The organism is Arthrobacter sp. 01T428 (genome assembly GCF_056398685.1).
Genome location: NZ_JBFTPW010000008.1, coordinates 123013 through 139317, shown reverse-complemented (window position 1 = coordinate 139317; position 16305 = coordinate 123013). Strand labels below are relative to the sequence as shown.

Here is a 16305-nt window from a genome sequence, read left to right as displayed (position 1 = left end):
GCCCGTCGAGACGCGTCGGCCACCGGGAGTCACTTGCGGCCAGCTGCCTACTCCCCCGGGAGACTGCAGGCCAGGGCTAGCTGCTCCAACCCGGCCGCACCAGGCCGGACTCGTACGCGAGCACCACCAATTGCGCACGGTCACGCACCAGCAGTTTGGTCATGATCCGTGAAACGTGCGTCTTTGCCGTGAGCGGGGTGATGAACAGCCGCTCGGCGATCTCTGCGTTGTTCAGGCCCTCGCCAACCAACGCCAGAACTTCCCGTTCGCGCTCGGTGATTTGCTCCAGCGGCACTGTCTTCGACGCCGCCTTGCTGTGCAGGGCAAGCTGGGCCATGATGCGGCGTGTCACCGACGGCGAAAGGAGGGCGTCGCCGTCGTGCACTACCCGCACGGCCCGGATCAGTTCCTCCGGTTCGGTGTCCTTGACGAGGAAGCCCGCGGCGCCCGCGCGCACGGCTTCGGCGATGTATTCGTCCAGCTCGAAGGTCGTGAGGATGATAATGCGCGTGTGCGCGAGTTGTGGGTTGGCCAGGATTTGCCGGGTTGCGGCCAGCCCGTCGCCATCCGGCATGCGGATGTCCATGAGCACGACGTCGGGTGCCTCACGCTCGGCCAGCCTGACGGCGTCCCGGCCGGTACCGGCTTCGGCCACCACCTCCATGTCCGGTTCGGCGTCCAGGAGGGCCCGGAATCCCGCCCGGATAAGGTTCTGGTCGTCGGCGAGCAGCAAGCGGATCATCGTTGGTGTCCTCCCTCGTGGGGGTTCAGCGGAAGGTTCGCTTCCACGCGCAGCCCGGGCTCCAGCGGCGTCAGGCCAAGCGTGCCGCCCAGCGCCTCGACGCGCTCCCGCATGCCCCTCAGCCCGTTCCCGGCGGGCGCTCCGCGGAGGCCTCCGCCGTCGTCGTCGATCCGCACCCTCAGCGCGTTCCCGGACAATTCGAGAAGTACGACGGCGGACGCCGCGCCTGAGTGCCTGCGGACATTGCTCAGCCCTTCCTGGACGGTCCGGTAGGCCGCTTCCTGCTGGCCTGGGCCCACGCGTTCCGGGTCTACGGAGTTTTCGAACCGCACCTCCAGGCCGCCTCGCCGCGCGTCGTCGACGAGTTCCGGGATCCGCCCCAGGCTTGGCGGAGCCGAGGGACTCAGCGGGGCGTCGTCGCGCAGCACACCGAGGAGCTGGCGGACTTCGGCCAAGGACTCCTTGCTCGCGGCCTTGATGGCCTCCAGCGCGGGGCGGAGCTTCTCGGGATCGTTCGTTCCCAGATGGAGCGCCACAGAGGCTTGGACGTTGATCATCGACAGGGAGTGCGCCACCACATCGTGGATATCGCGGGCGAGCGTGAGGCGGTACTCGTCCCGTTCGGCCTGTTTCGCGGCCTCCCGCCGTCGCCGGTATTCGGCCATCCGTTCGCCCCGGCGTCGGAAGCCTTCACCGATCAGGACAAGGATCGCGGCCCAGGCGACACCGGCAGAGGCCCGGATCAGCCCCGTCTCATCTCCGGCGAGGACAGCCATCAGAACGACGGCCGCGGCGGAAATCCCGGCCCCGAGCCAGGCCTGCCAGCGCAGCCCCGCGGCAGCAGTGAGGATGATCGAGAGAGCCAGGGACAGCACTATCGGACCCCAGGCGTAACCGAGGAGCAGATAGACGGACGTGGCCGCGAGGGTGATCGGGAGCATGACGGCCGGCCTGCGGGTCCGGAAAGCCAAGGCCACCGGTCCCGCGAACAGCAAGATGAAGGCGAGCGGGTCCAAGGGGCGCAGGGTGGCCTGGTGGCTCGCTGAAAAGACGGTCCCCAAGACCTGGATCAGCGCCACCGCGATCACGATGAAACTCGTGGGAGGACCCTGGAAACGCCGCTGCATGCTCCGAGCCTAGCCGCGGAGGGCGCCGACGTCGTCGGGTTAACGGTGTAGGGCGCCTACTCCCGCGGGAGTAGGCGCCCTACACGGTGGTGGGAGCACAATCAGGCGACGCCGGAGACGCTTCCCGCCAGTTGGCGTTCGGCGGCTTCGACCACGTTGGTCATGAGCAGCGCCACGGTCATGGGGCCCACGCCGCCGGGGTTCGGCGAAATCCAGCCGGCTACCTCGGCAACCGCGGGATCGATGTCGCCGTGGACCTTGCTCTTGCCCGTCTCGGGGTCGGTTTCACGGGTGACACCGACGTCGAGCACGGCCGCGCCCGGCTTCACGTCCCCTGGCTTGACGATGTGCTTGGCACCCGCCGCGCCCACAATCACGTCCGCCAGCCGCAGCAACTCCGAGAGGTTCTTGGTGCCGGTGTGCGTGAGCGTCACGGTGGCGTTCACGGCCCGCCGCGTGAGCAGCAGTCCGATCGAGCGGCCGATGGTGACCCCGCGGCCGACCACCACGACGTGCTTGCCGGCGAGGCTGTAGCCGTTGCGCTCCAGGAGTTCGATGACGCCGCGGGGTGTGCACGGCAGCGGCGAGGTGATCTCTCCGTTGACGTTGAGCACCAGCCGGCCCAGGTTGGTCGGGTGCAGGCCGTCGGCATCCTTGGCGGGGTCGATCCGCTCGAGGATGGCGTCGGTGTCCAGGTGTTTGGGCAGCGGCAGCTGCACGATGTAACCGTGGCAGGCGGGGTCCGCATTGAGTTCGTCGATAAGGTCCTCGACCTGCGCCTGGGTGGCGTCCGCCGGAAGCTCACGCTGGATCGAGTTCATCCCGATTTCCACGGACTGCTTGTGCTTCATGGACACGTAAAGCTGCGAAGCAGGGTCCCCACCGACGAGCACAGTGGCAATGCCCGGAGTTACGCCGCGGGCCCTCAGTGCAGCTACACGCTCAGTCAGCTCAGACTTGATGGCGGCAGCGGCGGCCTTGCCGTCAAGGATCTTCGCGGTCTGCGCCATGGACGGGTTCACCACTGCTCGTGCTGCGGGTACAGCGGGAAGTCAGCGGCGAGCTTGTCGACGCGGGCCTGCAATGCTTCGACGTCGGTAGCGGAACCGGCCTTCAACGCCGAAGCGATGATCTCGGCAACCTCGGCGAACTCGGTGGCTCCGAAGCCGCGGGTAGCCAGGGCCGGGGTACCGATGCGCAGGCCCGAGGTGACCATCGGCGGGCGGGGGTCGAACGGAACGGCGTTGCGGTTGACGGTGATGCCCACGGAGTGAAGGAGGTCTTCGGCCTGCTGGCCGTCCAGCTGCGAGTTGCGCAGGTCCACGAGGACCAGGTGCACGTCGGTGCCGCCGGTCAGAACGGAAACACCAGCTTCAGCGACGTCGGCCTGGTTGAGGCGATCGGCGATGATCTTGGCGCCTTCGAGGACGCGCTCCTGCCGCTCCTTGAACTCCTCGCCGGCGGCGATCTTGAAGGCAACGGCCTTGGCGGCGATCACGTGCATGAGCGGGCCGCCCTGCTGGCCCGGGAACACGTTGGAGTTGAGCTTCTTGGCCCATTCCTGCTTGGCGAGGATCACCCCGGAACGGGGGCCGGCCAGCGTCTTGTGCACCGTGGAGGTCACGACGTCGGAGTGCGGCACCGGGCTCGGGTGCAGGCCGGCTGCGACGAGGCCCGCGAAGTGGGCCATGTCCGTCCAGAGGAGCGCGCCAACCTCGTCGGCGATGGAACGGAAGGCTGCGAAATCGAGGTGGCGCGGGTAAGCGGACCAGCCGGCGATGATGACCTGGGGCTTCTCGGCAATGGCTTGTTCGCGGAGCTTGTCCATGTCCACGCGGAAGGTGTCTTCTTCAACCTGGTAGGCAGCCACGTTGTAGAGCTTCCCGGAGAAGTTGAGCTTCATGCCGTGGGTCAGGTGGCCGCCGTGGGCAAGGGAAAGGCCGAGGATCTTGTCACCTGGAGTGATCATGGCGGACAGGGCTGCGGCGTTGGCCTGCGCACCGGAGTGCGGCTGGACGTTGGCGTACTCGGCGCCGAAGAGCGCCTTCACGCGGTCGATGGCCAGTTGCTCGGCGACGTCCACGTATTCGCAACCACCGTAGTAGCGGCGGCCCGGGTAGCCTTCGGCGTACTTGTTGGTCAGGACCGAGCCCTGGGCTTCCATGACGGCGCGGGGCGCAAAGTTCTCGGAAGCGATCATTTCCAGGGTGCCGCGCTGGCGGCCGAGTTCCTGTTCCAGAACTGCTGCGATCTCGGGGTCGAGCTCGGCAAGCGGCTGGTTGCTGATGGTCGCGGAGGTGATGGTGGTGGTGGTCACGAAGATCTCCTGGATAGGCAACGGGTATTTCTACAGGTCAGGCTACCGGCTGGGTTTTTTCCATGCCTTTGATTACGGGGCATGGCACAGCGACAGTAAAACGTGACCCTCGGCCCAGGCGTACGATCCGTGGTCTTCAAAATGCCGCTCCCTGGTGGTGCACCACCCAACGCCAGTCGCGACGACTTAAACAGTACAACAGGTGCGCAACGGTAGGCTTTAGCTGTGACTGACTCCACCCTGCCTACGTCTTTTGTTGTAACCCTGTCCTGCCCGGACCGGCCCGGAATTGTGCACGCCGTTGCGGGGGCTTTGTTGGAGGCCGGCTGCAACATCGCAGATTCCCAGCAATACGGCAGCCCCAGCACGGGAAACTTCTTCATGCGGGTGGAAGCCACAACGTCTTCGAGCCAGGCTGAACTGAGTGCGGCGCTGGCCCCGGTGGCCGAAGAATTCGGCATGAAGTGGCAAATCAACCCGGTGGGCCAAAAGGTCCGTACCCTGATCCTGGGTTCAAAGGACGCACACTGCCTCAACGACCTGCTCTTCCAGCAACGCTCAGGAACCCTCCCCATCGAGGTGCCGGCCATCGTCTCCAACCACCGGGACCTCGAAGGCCTGGCCGAGTTCTATGGGATCCCCTTCCACCACATCCCGGTCACCCCGGACACCAAGCCGCAGGCCGAGGCGAAGCTGCTCGCACTCATCCATGAGCACGGCATCGAGCTGACCGTCCTGGCGCGCTACATGCAAGTACTCTCCAACGAGCTCTGCTCCGAGCTCAACGGCAAGGCCATCAACATCCATCACTCCTTCCTGCCGTCCTTCAAGGGCGCCAAGCCCTACCACCAGGCGCATGCCCGGGGCGTGAAGATCATCGGGGCCACTGCGCACTACGTCACGGCGGACCTCGACGAGGGTCCGATCATCGAGCAGGAAGTCATCCGGGTGGACCACGCACGCACGGCCGAGCAATTCGTGCAGATGGGCCGCGACGTCGAGGGCCGCACGCTGGCACAGGCTGTGCAGTGGCACGCAGAGCACCGCGTCCTGCTCGACGGCACCCGCACAGTGGTGTTCAACTAGGCGCCCCACCCAACCAGCCCCCCCACCCAACCAGCTCCGCACCCAACTGACTCGCAGTTGTTGTCGTTTAGAGGCCTCATAACGACACCTACTGCTAGTTAGTTGGGTGTTCTACGCTGGGTCCATGGACGGGACCCGAAGGGCCTTCAGCGACGAAGCCGACTATCACGAGGCGAACCTGGCCGTTTATTACGACCGGCAGGCCGGCATCCAGAACACCCGCGCCATGACCCCGCGTCGGACGGAATGCCGCGACTGGTTTATCCGCCTGCTCAAGGAAGAACACAGGCACTCGCTGTTCGAACTAGGCTGCGGCACAGGCGTCGAAGGCTTGGAATTCGTGCGGGCCGGACTGCACTACACCGGCGTCGACCTGTCCGAGGAGAGCATCCACGTTGCCCGTGCCAAAGGGCTCGACGCCAGCGTTGCCAGCGGCCGGTCCCTGCCGTTCGCCGATGCTACTTTCCCGGCCGTGTGGACTATGAGCACCCTGCTGCACGTGCCCAACGCGGTAATCCACGACGTCGTCAGTGAACTCGTGCGGGTCAGCGCGGCTGGCGCGCCAATCGCCGTCGGACTCTGGTCCGGTGACGATGAGGAAGTCCTCAACCCCGAGGACGAAGACGAGCCGCGGCGGTTCTTCAGCCGGCGGAGCGATGACACCCTGCACCGCATCTTTGGCGCGCACGGCGACGTCGAGCGCTTTGAGACCTGGCCCGAGGGCACAGGAGTCGAGTCGGGACCCGGCGCCGGGAACTGGACGCAGCATTACCAGTTCCTGGTCCTCCGGACTCCTTCGTTTGGGCCCACGCCGCCAGGGTTCCCTGGCCGAGCGAAGCGAGGTTAGGCAGGCGCCGTCATCTAGGCTTGCCCCATGGCTCCCATTTACACGTTCGCCGGGGATACCCCGGCCATCCATGACACCGCCTTCGTGGCACCCACGGCTTCCATCATCGGCAAGGCAACCCTCGGCGCGGACTCCAGCGCCTTCTATGGTGTGTCAGTCCGTGCCGACACCGCCGCCATCAGCGTCGGTGCCGGCTCGAACCTCCAGGACAATGTGGTCCTGCACGCCGACCCCGGCTTCCCCTGCACCGTCGGCGAGCGCGTCAGTGTCGGCCACAGCGCCGTCGTCCACGGATGCACCGTTGAGGACGACTGCCTCGTTGGCATGAGCGCCACCATCCTGAACGGAGCCGTGATCGGTACGGGTTCGCTGGTGGCCGCGGGCGCCGTCGTGCTTGAGGGAACTGTCATCCCGCCGCGTTCCTTGGTTGCGGGCGTGCCTGCCAAGGTGCGACGCGAACTGAGCGAAGAAGAGCTCGACGGCGTGAAGCGCAACGCAGCGCACTACCGGGAGCTAGCGGCGGCGCACCGCGGGATGCACGCGCAGGGTTAGTCCAGGCTGATCGGCCCCAGCTCGTCCAACAGGTCACCGGGACCGGGGTTGCCTGCCACGGACGAACCACCGAGGTGGTTCACCACGCCCCACACAGCGTTCAGCCCTGTGGTGACGGCGCCTTCTGCCCAGCCTGCGGTAAACGAGACGTCGTCGCCGGCAAGGAAGATGCCCCGCTGGCTCTCCGGCAGCTTGTCCTGCTTGAAGTGGGTAAACAGTCGCTGCTGGTAGCGGTAGTGCCCCGGAAGGTTGGCCTTGAAGGCACCCATGAAGTTGGGGTCGGCCTCCCAGGATACGGTGATGGGCTGACCCACGATGTGGCTCGCGATGTCCACGCCCGGGTAGATCTGCTCGAGCGAGTGCAGCATGAGCTTGACGCGTTCCTCGGCGCTGAGCGAGAGCCACTTCAGTGCGTCGTCGTTCCACGTATAGGAGAGCAGGATGACGGCTGGCTTGTCCGGGCCGTCGTCGAGCAGGTACGTCGCCCGGTTGAGCCGGTCGGTCAGCGTCATGGACAACACTTCGCGGCCCGTTTCGGGGTCGATGTCCTTCCAGAACGGTCGGTCCACCATGACGAAGGTCTTGGACGACTGCATGTAGTGCGAGCGTTCGATCGCGGTCCACAGTTCCGATGGGAACAACGATTCCTGGGTGTGGATGCGCGTGGACAGCAGCCAGGACTGGCAGGTGGTCACGACGGCGGAGTACCCGGTTTCGCGGCCCCAACGCTCGCGCACCATGAGGTCGCCGTTCTCTCGGCGCTCGATGCGGTCCACGGCTCCGCGCGGGGAACCGGAATGCAACGATGCGAGCGAGGTGCCCTCGGGCCAGTGGGCCATGCCCGACGGCGCGTGGTGCCAGAGTGCCTCGGGGAGCCGTTGCGCTCCCCCGGTGATGAGGCGGTGCTGGTCATCGGCGTCGGTGTAGACGACGCGCAGGATTTCGAGGATGGAGTTGGGGAAGTCGGTGTCCCAGCCACCCGTGCCGAAACCTACTTGGCCGAAGGCCTCGCGGTGCGCGAATCCGGCGTCCTTGAAGGACGTGCTTGCGGCGATGAATCCGTAGAAGGTCTGTTCGTCGAGCAGCGGGAGCAGCCCGTTCCATAGCTCCTTGATGCGCTTGGTGTCGCGGACCCGGATCGCCTCCTGCATTTCCTGGAACGCGGCGCCGTCATTCACTGCGGCCTTCCAGGCTGCGGCAACCTCGTGGAAGAACTCCGGCAGCTCAGCCGACGTGGCGGCGTAGTGCTTCTGTCCGGCCAACTCGATCACGGTGCTCGATGTTGCCGGGGCAAGCGGGTTGGGGAATTCCTGGGTGTCCAAGCCGAGGAGTTCCACGTAGTGGTAGAACGCCTTTCCGGACACCGGGAAGCGCATGCCACCGAGGTCTGCCACCACTCCGGGAGCGGACGGGAAGCTCGCGGTGCGCAACCGCCCGCCGATTTGGTCGGCCTCGTAGACAACGGGGCGCAGCCCGAGCTTCATGAGCTCGTAGGCCGTCACGAGTCCCGAAAGGCCCGCACCGATCACCGCGACCTCTGTGCCGTACAGTTCCGGCGGAATGACCGCCAGCCCGTCGGGGTGGGCCAGGTAGTGGTCGTAGCTGAACGGGAAGTCCGGGTTCAGCATGGTGATGGGAGCGTCGGCCGGCGTTGCTTGGGAAATTCCGGCATCCCCCGCGCGGGGTGTGGGTTCCGTGGGCAATTCGGTGGCGATGGTCATGAAAGTTCTGCCTTCACAGTTTCCGGGTCGGCGACCCTGGCGGATAGTTCACGGTATTCCTGTTCGGTCAGGGCCGCTACCTTGGAGTTCCGGCGTCCATAGCCGAAGTAGAGGGCGATCCCCACGAGCATCCAGCCACCGAACACCACCCAGGTGTCGGCACCCAGGTTGGCCATGAGGTAGGCACACATGAGGGTGCCGAGGACGGGGGTGATCGGGTAGAGCGGTACGCGGAAGCTGCGCTTGAGCTCCGGGCGGTTGCGCCGCAGGTAGATGACGGCGACGTTGACCAGCGCGAACGCGAAGAGGGTGCCGATGCTGGTGGCGTCGGCCAGCGCGCCGAGCGGGACAAGCCCAGCGGTGAGTGCGACGGCGGTGCCCACGATGAGCGTTCCGGCCACCGGAGTGCCGGTGCGGGGGGAGATCCGTCCGAAGACCTCAGGGACCAGCCCGTCGCGGGACATGGAGAGCAGGATGCGGGTCTGGCCGTAGAGCACGGTCAGGACGATGCTGGCGATGGCGAGCACGGCACCGATGGAGAAGACGAGCGCGATCCAGGGTTGGTGGGTGGTTTCCTCGAGGATCTGGACCAGGGCTGCCTCTGTGCCGCCGAACCATTCCCAGGGGCGGGCCCCGATAGCGGCCACGGCAACCAGGACGTAGATGCTGGTCACGATCACCATGGAGAGCAGGATGGCCCGGGGCAGGTCTCGCTTGGGGTTGCGGGCTTCCTCGCCTGCGGTGGAAGCGGCGTCGAAACCGATGTAGGAGAAGAACACCCGGGATGCTGCGGCCGAAACGCCTGCGGCACCCATCGGCATGAGAGGTTCGAAGTTGCCGGCGTTGAACGCGGTGAACGCAACGGCGCAGAAGAACAGCAGGATGACAATCTTGATGGTCACGATCGCAGTGTTGATCCAGGCGCTTTCCTTGGCGCCGCGCACCAGCAGGACCATGGCGAGGACCACGATCAGCATGGCCGGCACGTTGACCACGCCGCCGCTGCCCGGCGGCTGGGACATCGCGTCCGGCAGGAACTGCCCGAACGCGGCGAGCGTTTCGTTCACGTATTGCCCTGCGCCGACGGCCACGGCAGCCACGGAGACCGCGTATTCGAGGACGAGGCACCAACCACAGATCCAGGCCATGCCCTCGCCCATCGTGGCATAGGAGTAGGAATAGCTGGACCCGGCGACGGGCACAAGGCCTGCCATTTCGGCGTAGGACACGGCCGAGAACAGGGCGGCCAGCCCAGCGACCACGAAGGAAATCCAGACCGCGGGTCCGGCCAGCGGCACGGATTCACCCAGGATCACCAGGATGCCGGTTCCCAGGGTCGCGCCGACGCTGATCATCGTCAGCTGGAGGACGCCGAAGCTGCGGACCAGCGGCGTACCGCTTTCGCTGCTTCCTGCTTCGCTGACCATTTGCCCGATCGGCTTGCGGCGCAGGAGCTGCGAACCGAGCCCCGGGCGGCGGACGGCATTGCCTGCATCCGTATTCGTGGCGTGCGTTGGCTTGGTCTGGGTGGAGGTAGGCACAGTCACCGTTGACGTCCCTTCAGAGTAGTTGGCGGTTTCCCCTGACAACCGTAAGCCTGTGAGCCAGCTCTCACGGCGGTGCAAAATGACCTATAGTGATCAACCATGAGACGTATTGCACAATCAGAAACGGCGCCCGGAGCGGCGCTTTCCGGGCAGGTCAGCGTTGATCTGTCTGCGATTTCAGACAACATCAAGGCCCTCAAGAAGCGCACAGCCGCGCCGCATTTCATGGCCGTGGTCAAGGGGAACGGCTACGGTCACGGCCTCGTCGACGTGGCCCGCACGGCGGTGGGGGCAGGGGCTGATTGGCTCGGAACGGCCCAATTGAGCGAAGCCATCACCTTGCGTCAGGCGGGCATCACCGTGCCGGTCCTGTCGTGGCTGTATCTGGCATCCCAGACCAGCGCGACCATCCGTGAGGCGCTCGAGTACGACGTCGACGTTTCGCTTGGGAGCGTCGGTCAACTTGAGGTGCTGGCCGGGATCGCGGAGCAATTGGGCCGCCCCGCCGTCGTGCACTTGGAGCTGGACAGCGGCCTCAGCCGCGGCGGCGCGCGCAAGGAAGACTGGCCCGAACTCGTGGCCCGGGCACGCAAGGCGGAGCAGGACGGCACGGTGCTTGTCCGCGGCATCTGGACCCACTTGGCCTGGGCCGACGTTCCCGCCCACCCCGGCAACGCCGCGGCCGTCGCGGAGTTCGAAGACGCAGTTGGCGAAGCCCGCGCTGCCGGACTGGACCCGCAGCTGCGGCACGTGTCGAGCTCGGCCAACATCCTGGACCGGCCCGAATTCCACTTCGACATGGTCCGCGCCGGACTGGCGATTTACGGCTTGGCCCCAGCGGACCATCTGGATCCCGCCGACTTCGGACTCCGCCCCGCTTTGGGCGTCACCGCGCCGCTCGTCATGGTCAAGAAAGTCCCGGCGGGGACTGGCGTCAGCTACGAACACCAGGCCATCACGCATGAGCCGCGCTACCTCGGACTCATCCCCCTCGGCTACGCCGATGGTATCCCCAAGGGCATCAGCGGCCGGAGCCTGGTCCATATCGCCGGCCGGAGGGTCCCGGTGATCGGCAAGGTGTGCATGGACCAGTTCATGGTGGACCTCGGCCCGGACGCGTCCGGAATCGAGGTCGGAGACACAGCGGTTTTGTTCGGCGATCCCGCAGGAGGGGCCGCGAGTGCCGACGATTGGGGCGCCGCCATCGGAAGCCACGGCGACGAGATCATCAACCGGATCGCACCGCGACTCCCCCGCGTGTATGAGTCCAGCGCCTACGAGTGCCCCGATTACCAGGAGGCACCGAGCGATGTCGCCTGAGCCAGCCGCCGGCCGCCTGAGTTTCGTCACCCTTGAGCAGTTCCTGAAGCAGCTGCCGCCGGAGTTGGAGATACTCCACGACGGCGGCAGCGGCGGGGAGCTCCTGCGCTGGGTTGAACCCAGCGAACTGGACGACCCCACCCCGTACCTGCCGGACGGGGAGTTCCTGCTGACCGCGGGGCTCCCTTTCCTGGGGGACGGCGGGTCCAGCGAGAACGTCGATGCTTACGTGAAGCGGCTGGTGGGGGCCAAGGTGCCGGCGCTGGGCTTCGGGATCAGGCCGTATTTTGACGCCGTCCCGTCCGAGCTGCTGAAAGCGTGCCGCCGGCACAAGCTCACCTTGATCGAGATTCCCGAGTCCATCCCGTTCGCAGCGATCGGCTTAGAGTTCTCCCAGCTCCTGGAGTCGGACAATGCGAAGGTCTTCCGCCAGCTCGCGGACACCAACCGGCAACTCATGCGGGCGGTCCTCTCCCCTCGGCCTGAACACGAGCTGCTCGCCGCTTTGGTCCAGAAGGTGCCCGTCTGGGCACTTCTGGTCGGAGCGGACGGGCGGGTACGTGCGCGCGCCCACGCGGCCGGCGGCAGCAGCGGCGTCGAGCATTCACTGCTGGAGCCCATGCTGGAACGGCTCCTTTCGGGCAGCGGGCCGCGAGTCGAGATGGACGGCTTTGAGCAGCCGGGATCGGAGAGGGTCTTTGGCCACCCGCTGCGGAGCACCAAGGACGCCAACCTCGGCGCCCTGATCCTGGGCTCGGACGCTGCGCTGACTCCCGCCCAGAACAGCGTGGTGCAGTCGGTGGTGGGGTTGCTGGAGTTGCTGGTCCGCCAACGGACCAGCGGCTCGCTCGCCCCGAGCCAATTGGCGACGGCGTTGCTGCTGCACCCCGAAAGCCTCGCCAGCGGCGGGACCCGGCACGTCAACGGGCTCAAGGACCTCCTCGCCCAGAGCCTGTCTTCCACCAGATCCGCTCCCCTGCGCGTGGTCCAGGGCATCAAGGTGGACTCCCCCGAATGGCCCGCCGGCGACAGCCCGGTGCGTGAGCTCTTGCAGTGGCGGCGCCTTTTCGACACCAAACTGGTGGAAATCACCGAGTACGGATTCGCCGCGATCACTCGCTTGAAGGTGGACGACGCGCTCCTGGCGGACGTAGAAAAGCTGGGCTGGCGGCTCGTCATCGGAGACCCGACGGAACTGACAGGCCTCGCCGCAGCGCACCAGCGGGTGACCTCGCTACGTTCACGGGTCCAGTCCAGCGGACGGAGCGCCCGCGTCGACGAGGTGACGTGGTCGGTCACCGGGCTCCTCGGCCGCGAGGCCGGGTCGATGCTGGCCGCGAGGCTTCTTGAACCGGTGCTTGCCTTGGAAGCCGACAAGCGCGATCCCCTCTTGGCAGTGCTCCGGGGCTGGCTAAGCGAAAACGGCAGCTGGGACGCCTCTGCCAAGCTGCTGGGGTTGCACCGCAACAGCGTGCGCCGCCAGATCGGGCTGCTCGCCGAACTGCTCGATACGGACCTGAACCAGGCCCAAGTGCGCGCGGAGCTTTGGATCGCGCTGCAGTACGCGGACGGTTTGGCGGGCGGAGGGGATGCCTAGTCCCGGGCACTTTCTGACTGCGGCACCGTCTACGTGTCGTGCTGCTTAAAACACGTAGACGGAGCCGCCGGCACACGGAGAAACGTCGATTTTGCACGTATTTTGCCGGGTTTCACCACTTAATTTCGCCGTTTGACCACTGAGACGCGGTTTTCGCGGCCTAGCATTCGAGTGCCGGCTACACGGGATCCGCCAGTAGCTCAAATCGAAGTGGAGGAACGAAATGCTCACTACGACCGCCTTGAATGCAAGCAGCACCATGGCAACGGCACGAACCAAGATTGACGAAATGATTGTTCGCTACGATGGCTGGTTTCTGGTGGTTCTCGCCGTCCTGATGGTGCTTGCTTTTGCAATGCTCGCAGCGATGGCCGTCTGGTGTTTGACGCAAGGACGAGGCCGCTTTACTGGCAAGGCACTGACAACGTGCCACCACGACCAGAGCATCGGAATCACGCCTCATGACTCTCAGTGTTGCCAACGTCAACTACGCCTATAACTCCAGAACCCAAGTGCTTCATGATGTCTCGTTCACGATCGCCGAGGACCAGATCATGGGCCTCATCGGTCCCAACGGATCCGGGAAGTCCACCCTGATAAAGGTCATCCTGGATCTGCTCCAACTTCAAAGCGGCCGCGTCCGCATCGGACCTGACAGCAGTCAGAGCCGCAGCGCCAAGATGTCTTCGATCTACTTGTCGAGCAATGATTACCTCCCTGAGTTCCTCACGGGGGAGGAATACGTGCGTTTCATGCACGGGCTCTATGGAGAATCCATGGATCACGCGGCACTGAGGACGCAATTCGCCAGGTACTCCATGCGCGACAGGCACCGCGACTTGATCGAGGACTACTCACACGGCATGAGGAAGAAGCTGCAACTTATCGCGGCGTTCATGCTCCGGCGAAGGTTTACCGTCATCGATGAGACCCTCAATGGCGTCGACATCGACGCCATCAACCTCTTCGAGCGAGATATCCGACAACTTGCCAAAGAAGGCCGATCGGTTCTGCTGTGCAGTCATGACTTCACCATGTTGGAGCACGTCGCTGACGAGCTGGCGCTTCTCATCCAAGGGGCCCTGGTGGTTCAGGCTCCCGTCCGGAAGATTATCGAAGATCACGGAACGATAGCTGACCTTGCCAACGAATTCATCCAGGCAATGGAGCCATCCTAAATGCGCTTCAAGAGCGTAGTTCTCCTGTCTCGATTGTTCTGGCTCTTCATCGTGAGGCGCGTCTTGGGACGAGGCCTGTTGGCCAGCCCGGCTGCTCGGCTTTCTACCATATTCCTGCTCGTTCTCGCGTTCGCGGGATTCAACGTGTTGAGCTATGTGGTCATCCGTCAGTATCTCGGTGGAACCGGCCTGCTTGAGCCGGTTCTTCAAGTGGCCAACGCATCGGTCGGATTTTGGGTACTTATTGCGTACACACTGATCCGGGTGCTGTTCATGAAGGCAGATGAGCTTCTGAAGCTCTCCTTCAATCTGCCCGTGACCAACAAGGAAAGGACGATGGCGTTTGCGCTCTTTGAGTCATCCCTCGTTCTCCTTATGACCGTGTTCGTTTTCGGTGCTTTCTCCATTTCAACCGTGTTGATCGAGGGTCCTGATTACATTCCGAGGGTTCTGGCATCCATCTGGTTCCCCGCTATTTCAACCTACTTGCTTCTGAGCCTCGGCTACTACCTGCTTGAGCGTGCTCTGCAGGCCCTCCGGATCGCCCGACTTCGCGGTCTGATAGTCCCGATGGTGCTGGCTTTCGGGCTGGCGGTGGCGTTTCCTCAAACCAACGAGCAGAGCAGCCAGATCGCCGAAAGCTACGTATTGGGGCGCGACTACTTTGCACCTGCATTGCTCTACGCGAAACTGCAGGAAGCCGTTGGGCTCTGGTTATCCATTTTAATCCTCCTTGCGACATCGGCGGCAGTAATTCCGGCAATCGTCGCCATCGCACCCAGGAACTACGTCCCGATGCGTCGCTTCTTCGTCTTTCTGCCTTCACGCTTGGCAGATCGTAAGTTCGGCGTTTACATTCTGGTCTTGTTTCGAAGTTTCGAAACGATGGTGGCTATCTCTTTTATCATCATTTATTCAGTCTTCGCCTGGCTCGAGCATTTGGTGTTCCCACCCTACGTCCTCGCTCTCATAACATTTCAGGGAGTCTATGCATTTTCAAACTCGGAGCCCCTGCGGCGCATGGTCACTTATCCGGGCCGCACCGTTGCGAACTACTTACGCCTCGTCGGCTCGCAAGGCGTCCTCTTGATGGTTGTGGGCATTCCAGTCATCACGATTTCCTTGTCGCAAGGAATTACCTTCGAAGCGTGCCTGCCGGTGCTTGGATTGTGTTTGAGCAACATTCTCATATCAACCCTAGTTGGCATCGCTTTCCCTCCTGAGAAGGGAAACCCATTCACTGTCATCATGGGGGTCCTGCTCACGGTGATAGTCGTCATGATTGTGGCGCTCGGCTTGAACGTCTTTAACTTTGATCCAATGATCAGTGCGGGAATTTTCACCGCGCTTAACATGCTCGTCGTCTTTTACAGCATCCTGGGTATGCGAAGAATGGAAAGGATTGCACGCCATGAAGTGGTTGCTTAGATCCATCGTCGGGATGACAGTCTCTTTTGTTGTCACCATGATCGTCGTTGTCGCAAGTTTCATCACCACGATGTTCTCGGCGTCAGAAATAGGAGTCAGGAAATCTGGCCTGTTCGGCGCGCTCTTCTTCGAGCCCCATGCAAAGCCCGACGGGGCGACCGCGTTGGAAATCGGGGTGTCGAACGGCGCGCCCATCGCTTTTGTCTTCGCGGCATCGCTGGTCTTTTATGTTGCCGTTGCATCAGTCCTGGAACGGCTAAAGCTCCACAAGAAGCGACTCCTACAAGCGAACCAGGATTGACTGTTCGAAAGTTCGCCCTCCGGGATGTCACTGCCGGGCTGATAGCCAAGCAACTCATATGGTCATGTAGCTTGCCTTTTGCCGCCGCGGCTCTCGGCTTCACGGCGTGCACCTTCCTGGCCGCCATGACCACTGACCCGATACTTTTCCGGGCTGGCCTGTGGCTTCTTGTGCATGTGCTGTGCCTGCTGTGCGGATTTCTGGTGCATGAGTGGTCTCACGTTGCGGGCATGAGGCTGTTTCACGGGATTTCCGACGTCGTAGTTTCTTCCGGCATCCTTCGCTTCTCCGTCATTCCCGTCGGGCATCTCTACGGGTGGCAGATCGCAATCGTGGCGATACTCGGTCCGGGTGGATCATGCTTGGTGGGGGCGCTGGTTGCACTACTGGCACCCGGTTCATTCCTGCAGTACTGGTTCTTGTTGCATGCAGTCTTTCTTCTGCCATTCTTTGGCGACGGACGCAGCCTCATTCTCGGAATCCGTGCTTGGGCTCGGCCGGTTGGCTTACGCGCGCCCGTAGTCAACCGCTGAGCTACTCAT

At 64.0% G+C, this 16305-nt stretch carries 15 protein-coding genes and 1 riboswitch; of the genes, 9 read left to right on the top strand and 6 right to left on the bottom strand.

Going from position 1 to position 16305, the window contains the following annotated elements:
- Nucleotides 1–76: 76 nt before the first annotated feature.
- From AC1DJB_RS11390 to glyA, 4 genes are all read right to left on the bottom strand, one after another.
- The gene (locus AC1DJB_RS11390; RefSeq protein ID WP_284992010.1) at nucleotides 77–742 is read right to left on the bottom strand and encodes a response regulator transcription factor; all 666 of its coding nucleotides are present in this window, start codon (nucleotides 740–742) and stop codon (nucleotides 77–79) included.
- Entirely contained in the window at nucleotides 739–1869 is a 1131-nt protein-coding gene (locus AC1DJB_RS11385; RefSeq protein ID WP_306964654.1) for a sensor histidine kinase, read from the bottom strand. The genes AC1DJB_RS11390 and AC1DJB_RS11385 overlap by 4 nt, the downstream gene beginning before the upstream one ends.
- A gap of 101 nt (nucleotides 1870–1970) precedes the next feature.
- On the bottom strand, nucleotides 1971–2879 hold the full coding sequence (locus AC1DJB_RS11380) for a bifunctional methylenetetrahydrofolate dehydrogenase/methenyltetrahydrofolate cyclohydrolase (protein WP_476910263.1): 909 nt from the start codon (nucleotides 2877–2879) through the stop codon (nucleotides 1971–1973).
- An 8-nt stretch (nucleotides 2880–2887) separates the two neighbouring features.
- Entirely contained in the window at nucleotides 2888–4201 is a 1314-nt protein-coding gene (gene glyA / locus AC1DJB_RS11375; RefSeq protein ID WP_370872658.1) for a serine hydroxymethyltransferase, read from the bottom strand.
- Nucleotides 4202–4291: 90 nt separating this feature from the next.
- A riboswitch (ZMP/ZTP riboswitch) is annotated at nucleotides 4292–4376 on the bottom strand.
- Between the two features lie 35 nt (nucleotides 4377–4411).
- Between glyA and purU the strand changes: the two genes are divergently transcribed.
- The 3 genes from purU to AC1DJB_RS11360 all read left to right on the top strand — a co-directional run bounded on the left by purU (nucleotide 4412) and on the right by AC1DJB_RS11360 (nucleotide 6671).
- Entirely contained in the window at nucleotides 4412–5272 is an 861-nt protein-coding gene (purU, locus tag AC1DJB_RS11370; RefSeq protein ID WP_284992013.1) for a formyltetrahydrofolate deformylase, read from the top strand.
- Nucleotides 5273–5396: 124 nt separating this feature from the next.
- Nucleotides 5397–6119 (top strand): class I SAM-dependent methyltransferase, encoded by a 723-nt coding sequence (locus AC1DJB_RS11365; protein WP_476910262.1) that lies wholly within the window; start codon nucleotides 5397–5399, stop codon nucleotides 6117–6119.
- Nucleotides 6120–6146: 27 nt separating this feature from the next.
- Entirely contained in the window at nucleotides 6147–6671 is a 525-nt protein-coding gene (locus AC1DJB_RS11360; RefSeq protein ID WP_476910261.1) for a gamma carbonic anhydrase family protein, read from the top strand.
- On the opposite strand, the gene AC1DJB_RS11355 is transcribed toward AC1DJB_RS11360, so the two are convergent.
- Complete coding sequence (locus AC1DJB_RS11355; RefSeq protein ID WP_476910260.1) at nucleotides 6668–8392, bottom strand: flavin monoamine oxidase family protein; 1725 nt, start codon at nucleotides 8390–8392, stop codon at nucleotides 6668–6670. The genes AC1DJB_RS11360 and AC1DJB_RS11355 overlap by 4 nt on opposite strands.
- Nucleotides 8389–9819, bottom strand: coding sequence for an amino acid permease (locus tag AC1DJB_RS11350; RefSeq protein WP_306964071.1), 1431 nt, complete (start codon nucleotides 9817–9819; stop codon nucleotides 8389–8391). Before AC1DJB_RS11350 ends, AC1DJB_RS11355 begins: the two co-directional genes overlap by 4 nt.
- A 219-nt stretch (nucleotides 9820–10038) precedes the next feature.
- On the opposite strand from AC1DJB_RS11350, the gene alr reads away from it, so the two are divergent.
- The 6 genes from alr (at nucleotide 10039) to AC1DJB_RS11320 (ending at nucleotide 16296) form a co-directional block, all read left to right on the top strand.
- Nucleotides 10039–11259: an alanine racemase gene (gene alr / locus AC1DJB_RS11345; protein ID WP_441433651.1), complete on the top strand. Its 1221-nt coding sequence runs from the start codon at nucleotides 10039–10041 to the stop codon at nucleotides 11257–11259.
- Nucleotides 11249–12856, top strand: a complete 1608-nt coding sequence (locus AC1DJB_RS11340) for a PucR family transcriptional regulator (RefSeq protein ID WP_441433650.1) — start codon at nucleotides 11249–11251, stop codon at nucleotides 12854–12856. The genes alr and AC1DJB_RS11340 overlap by 11 nt, the downstream gene beginning before the upstream one ends.
- A 461-nt stretch (nucleotides 12857–13317) precedes the next feature.
- The gene (locus AC1DJB_RS11335) at nucleotides 13318–14034 is read left to right on the top strand and encodes an ATP-binding cassette domain-containing protein (protein ID WP_476910259.1); all 717 of its coding nucleotides are present in this window, start codon (nucleotides 13318–13320) and stop codon (nucleotides 14032–14034) included.
- Nucleotides 14035–15462 carry a hypothetical protein gene (locus AC1DJB_RS11330; RefSeq protein WP_476910258.1) on the top strand — a complete coding sequence of 476 codons (1428 nt, stop codon included), beginning with the start codon at nucleotides 14035–14037 and terminating at the stop codon, nucleotides 15460–15462.
- On the top strand, nucleotides 15446–15763 hold the full coding sequence (locus AC1DJB_RS11325; RefSeq protein WP_307053064.1) for a hypothetical protein: 318 nt from the start codon (nucleotides 15446–15448) through the stop codon (nucleotides 15761–15763). Before AC1DJB_RS11330 ends, AC1DJB_RS11325 begins: the two co-directional genes overlap by 17 nt.
- Nucleotides 15760–16296: a hypothetical protein gene (locus AC1DJB_RS11320; RefSeq protein WP_306964045.1), complete on the top strand. Its 537-nt coding sequence runs from the start codon at nucleotides 15760–15762 to the stop codon at nucleotides 16294–16296. Before AC1DJB_RS11325 ends, AC1DJB_RS11320 begins: the two co-directional genes overlap by 4 nt.
- Nucleotides 16297–16305 lie beyond the last annotated feature (9 nt).

Bases quoted from the DNA above. Each gene is read 5' to 3' on its own strand.
- AC1DJB_RS11390 (WP_284992010.1), bottom strand. From the start codon at position 742: ATGATCCGCTTGCTGCTCGCCGACGACCAGAACCTTATCCGGGCGGGA.
- AC1DJB_RS11385 (WP_306964654.1), bottom strand. From the start codon at position 1,869: ATGCAGCGGCGTTTCCAGGGTCCTCCCACGAGTTTCATCGTGATCGCG.
- AC1DJB_RS11380 (WP_476910263.1), bottom strand. From the start codon at position 2,879: ATGGCGCAGACCGCGAAGATCCTTGACGGCAAGGCCGCCGCTGCCGCC.
- AC1DJB_RS11365 (WP_476910262.1), top strand. From the start codon at position 5,397: ATGGACGGGACCCGAAGGGCCTTCAGCGACGAAGCCGACTATCACGAG.
- AC1DJB_RS11360 (WP_476910261.1), top strand. From the start codon at position 6,147: ATGGCTCCCATTTACACGTTCGCCGGGGATACCCCGGCCATCCATGAC.
- AC1DJB_RS11355 (WP_476910260.1), bottom strand. From the start codon at position 8,392: ATGACCATCGCCACCGAATTGCCCACGGAACCCACACCCCGCGCGGGG.
- AC1DJB_RS11350 (WP_306964071.1), bottom strand. From the start codon at position 9,819: ATGGTCAGCGAAGCAGGAAGCAGCGAAAGCGGTACGCCGCTGGTCCGC.
- alr (WP_441433651.1), top strand. From the start codon at position 10,039: ATGAGACGTATTGCACAATCAGAAACGGCGCCCGGAGCGGCGCTTTCC.
- AC1DJB_RS11340 (WP_441433650.1), top strand. From the start codon at position 11,249: ATGTCGCCTGAGCCAGCCGCCGGCCGCCTGAGTTTCGTCACCCTTGAG.
- AC1DJB_RS11335 (WP_476910259.1), top strand. From the start codon at position 13,318: ATGACTCTCAGTGTTGCCAACGTCAACTACGCCTATAACTCCAGAACC.
- AC1DJB_RS11330 (WP_476910258.1), top strand. From the start codon at position 14,035: ATGCGCTTCAAGAGCGTAGTTCTCCTGTCTCGATTGTTCTGGCTCTTC.
- AC1DJB_RS11325 (WP_307053064.1), top strand. From the start codon at position 15,446: ATGAAGTGGTTGCTTAGATCCATCGTCGGGATGACAGTCTCTTTTGTT.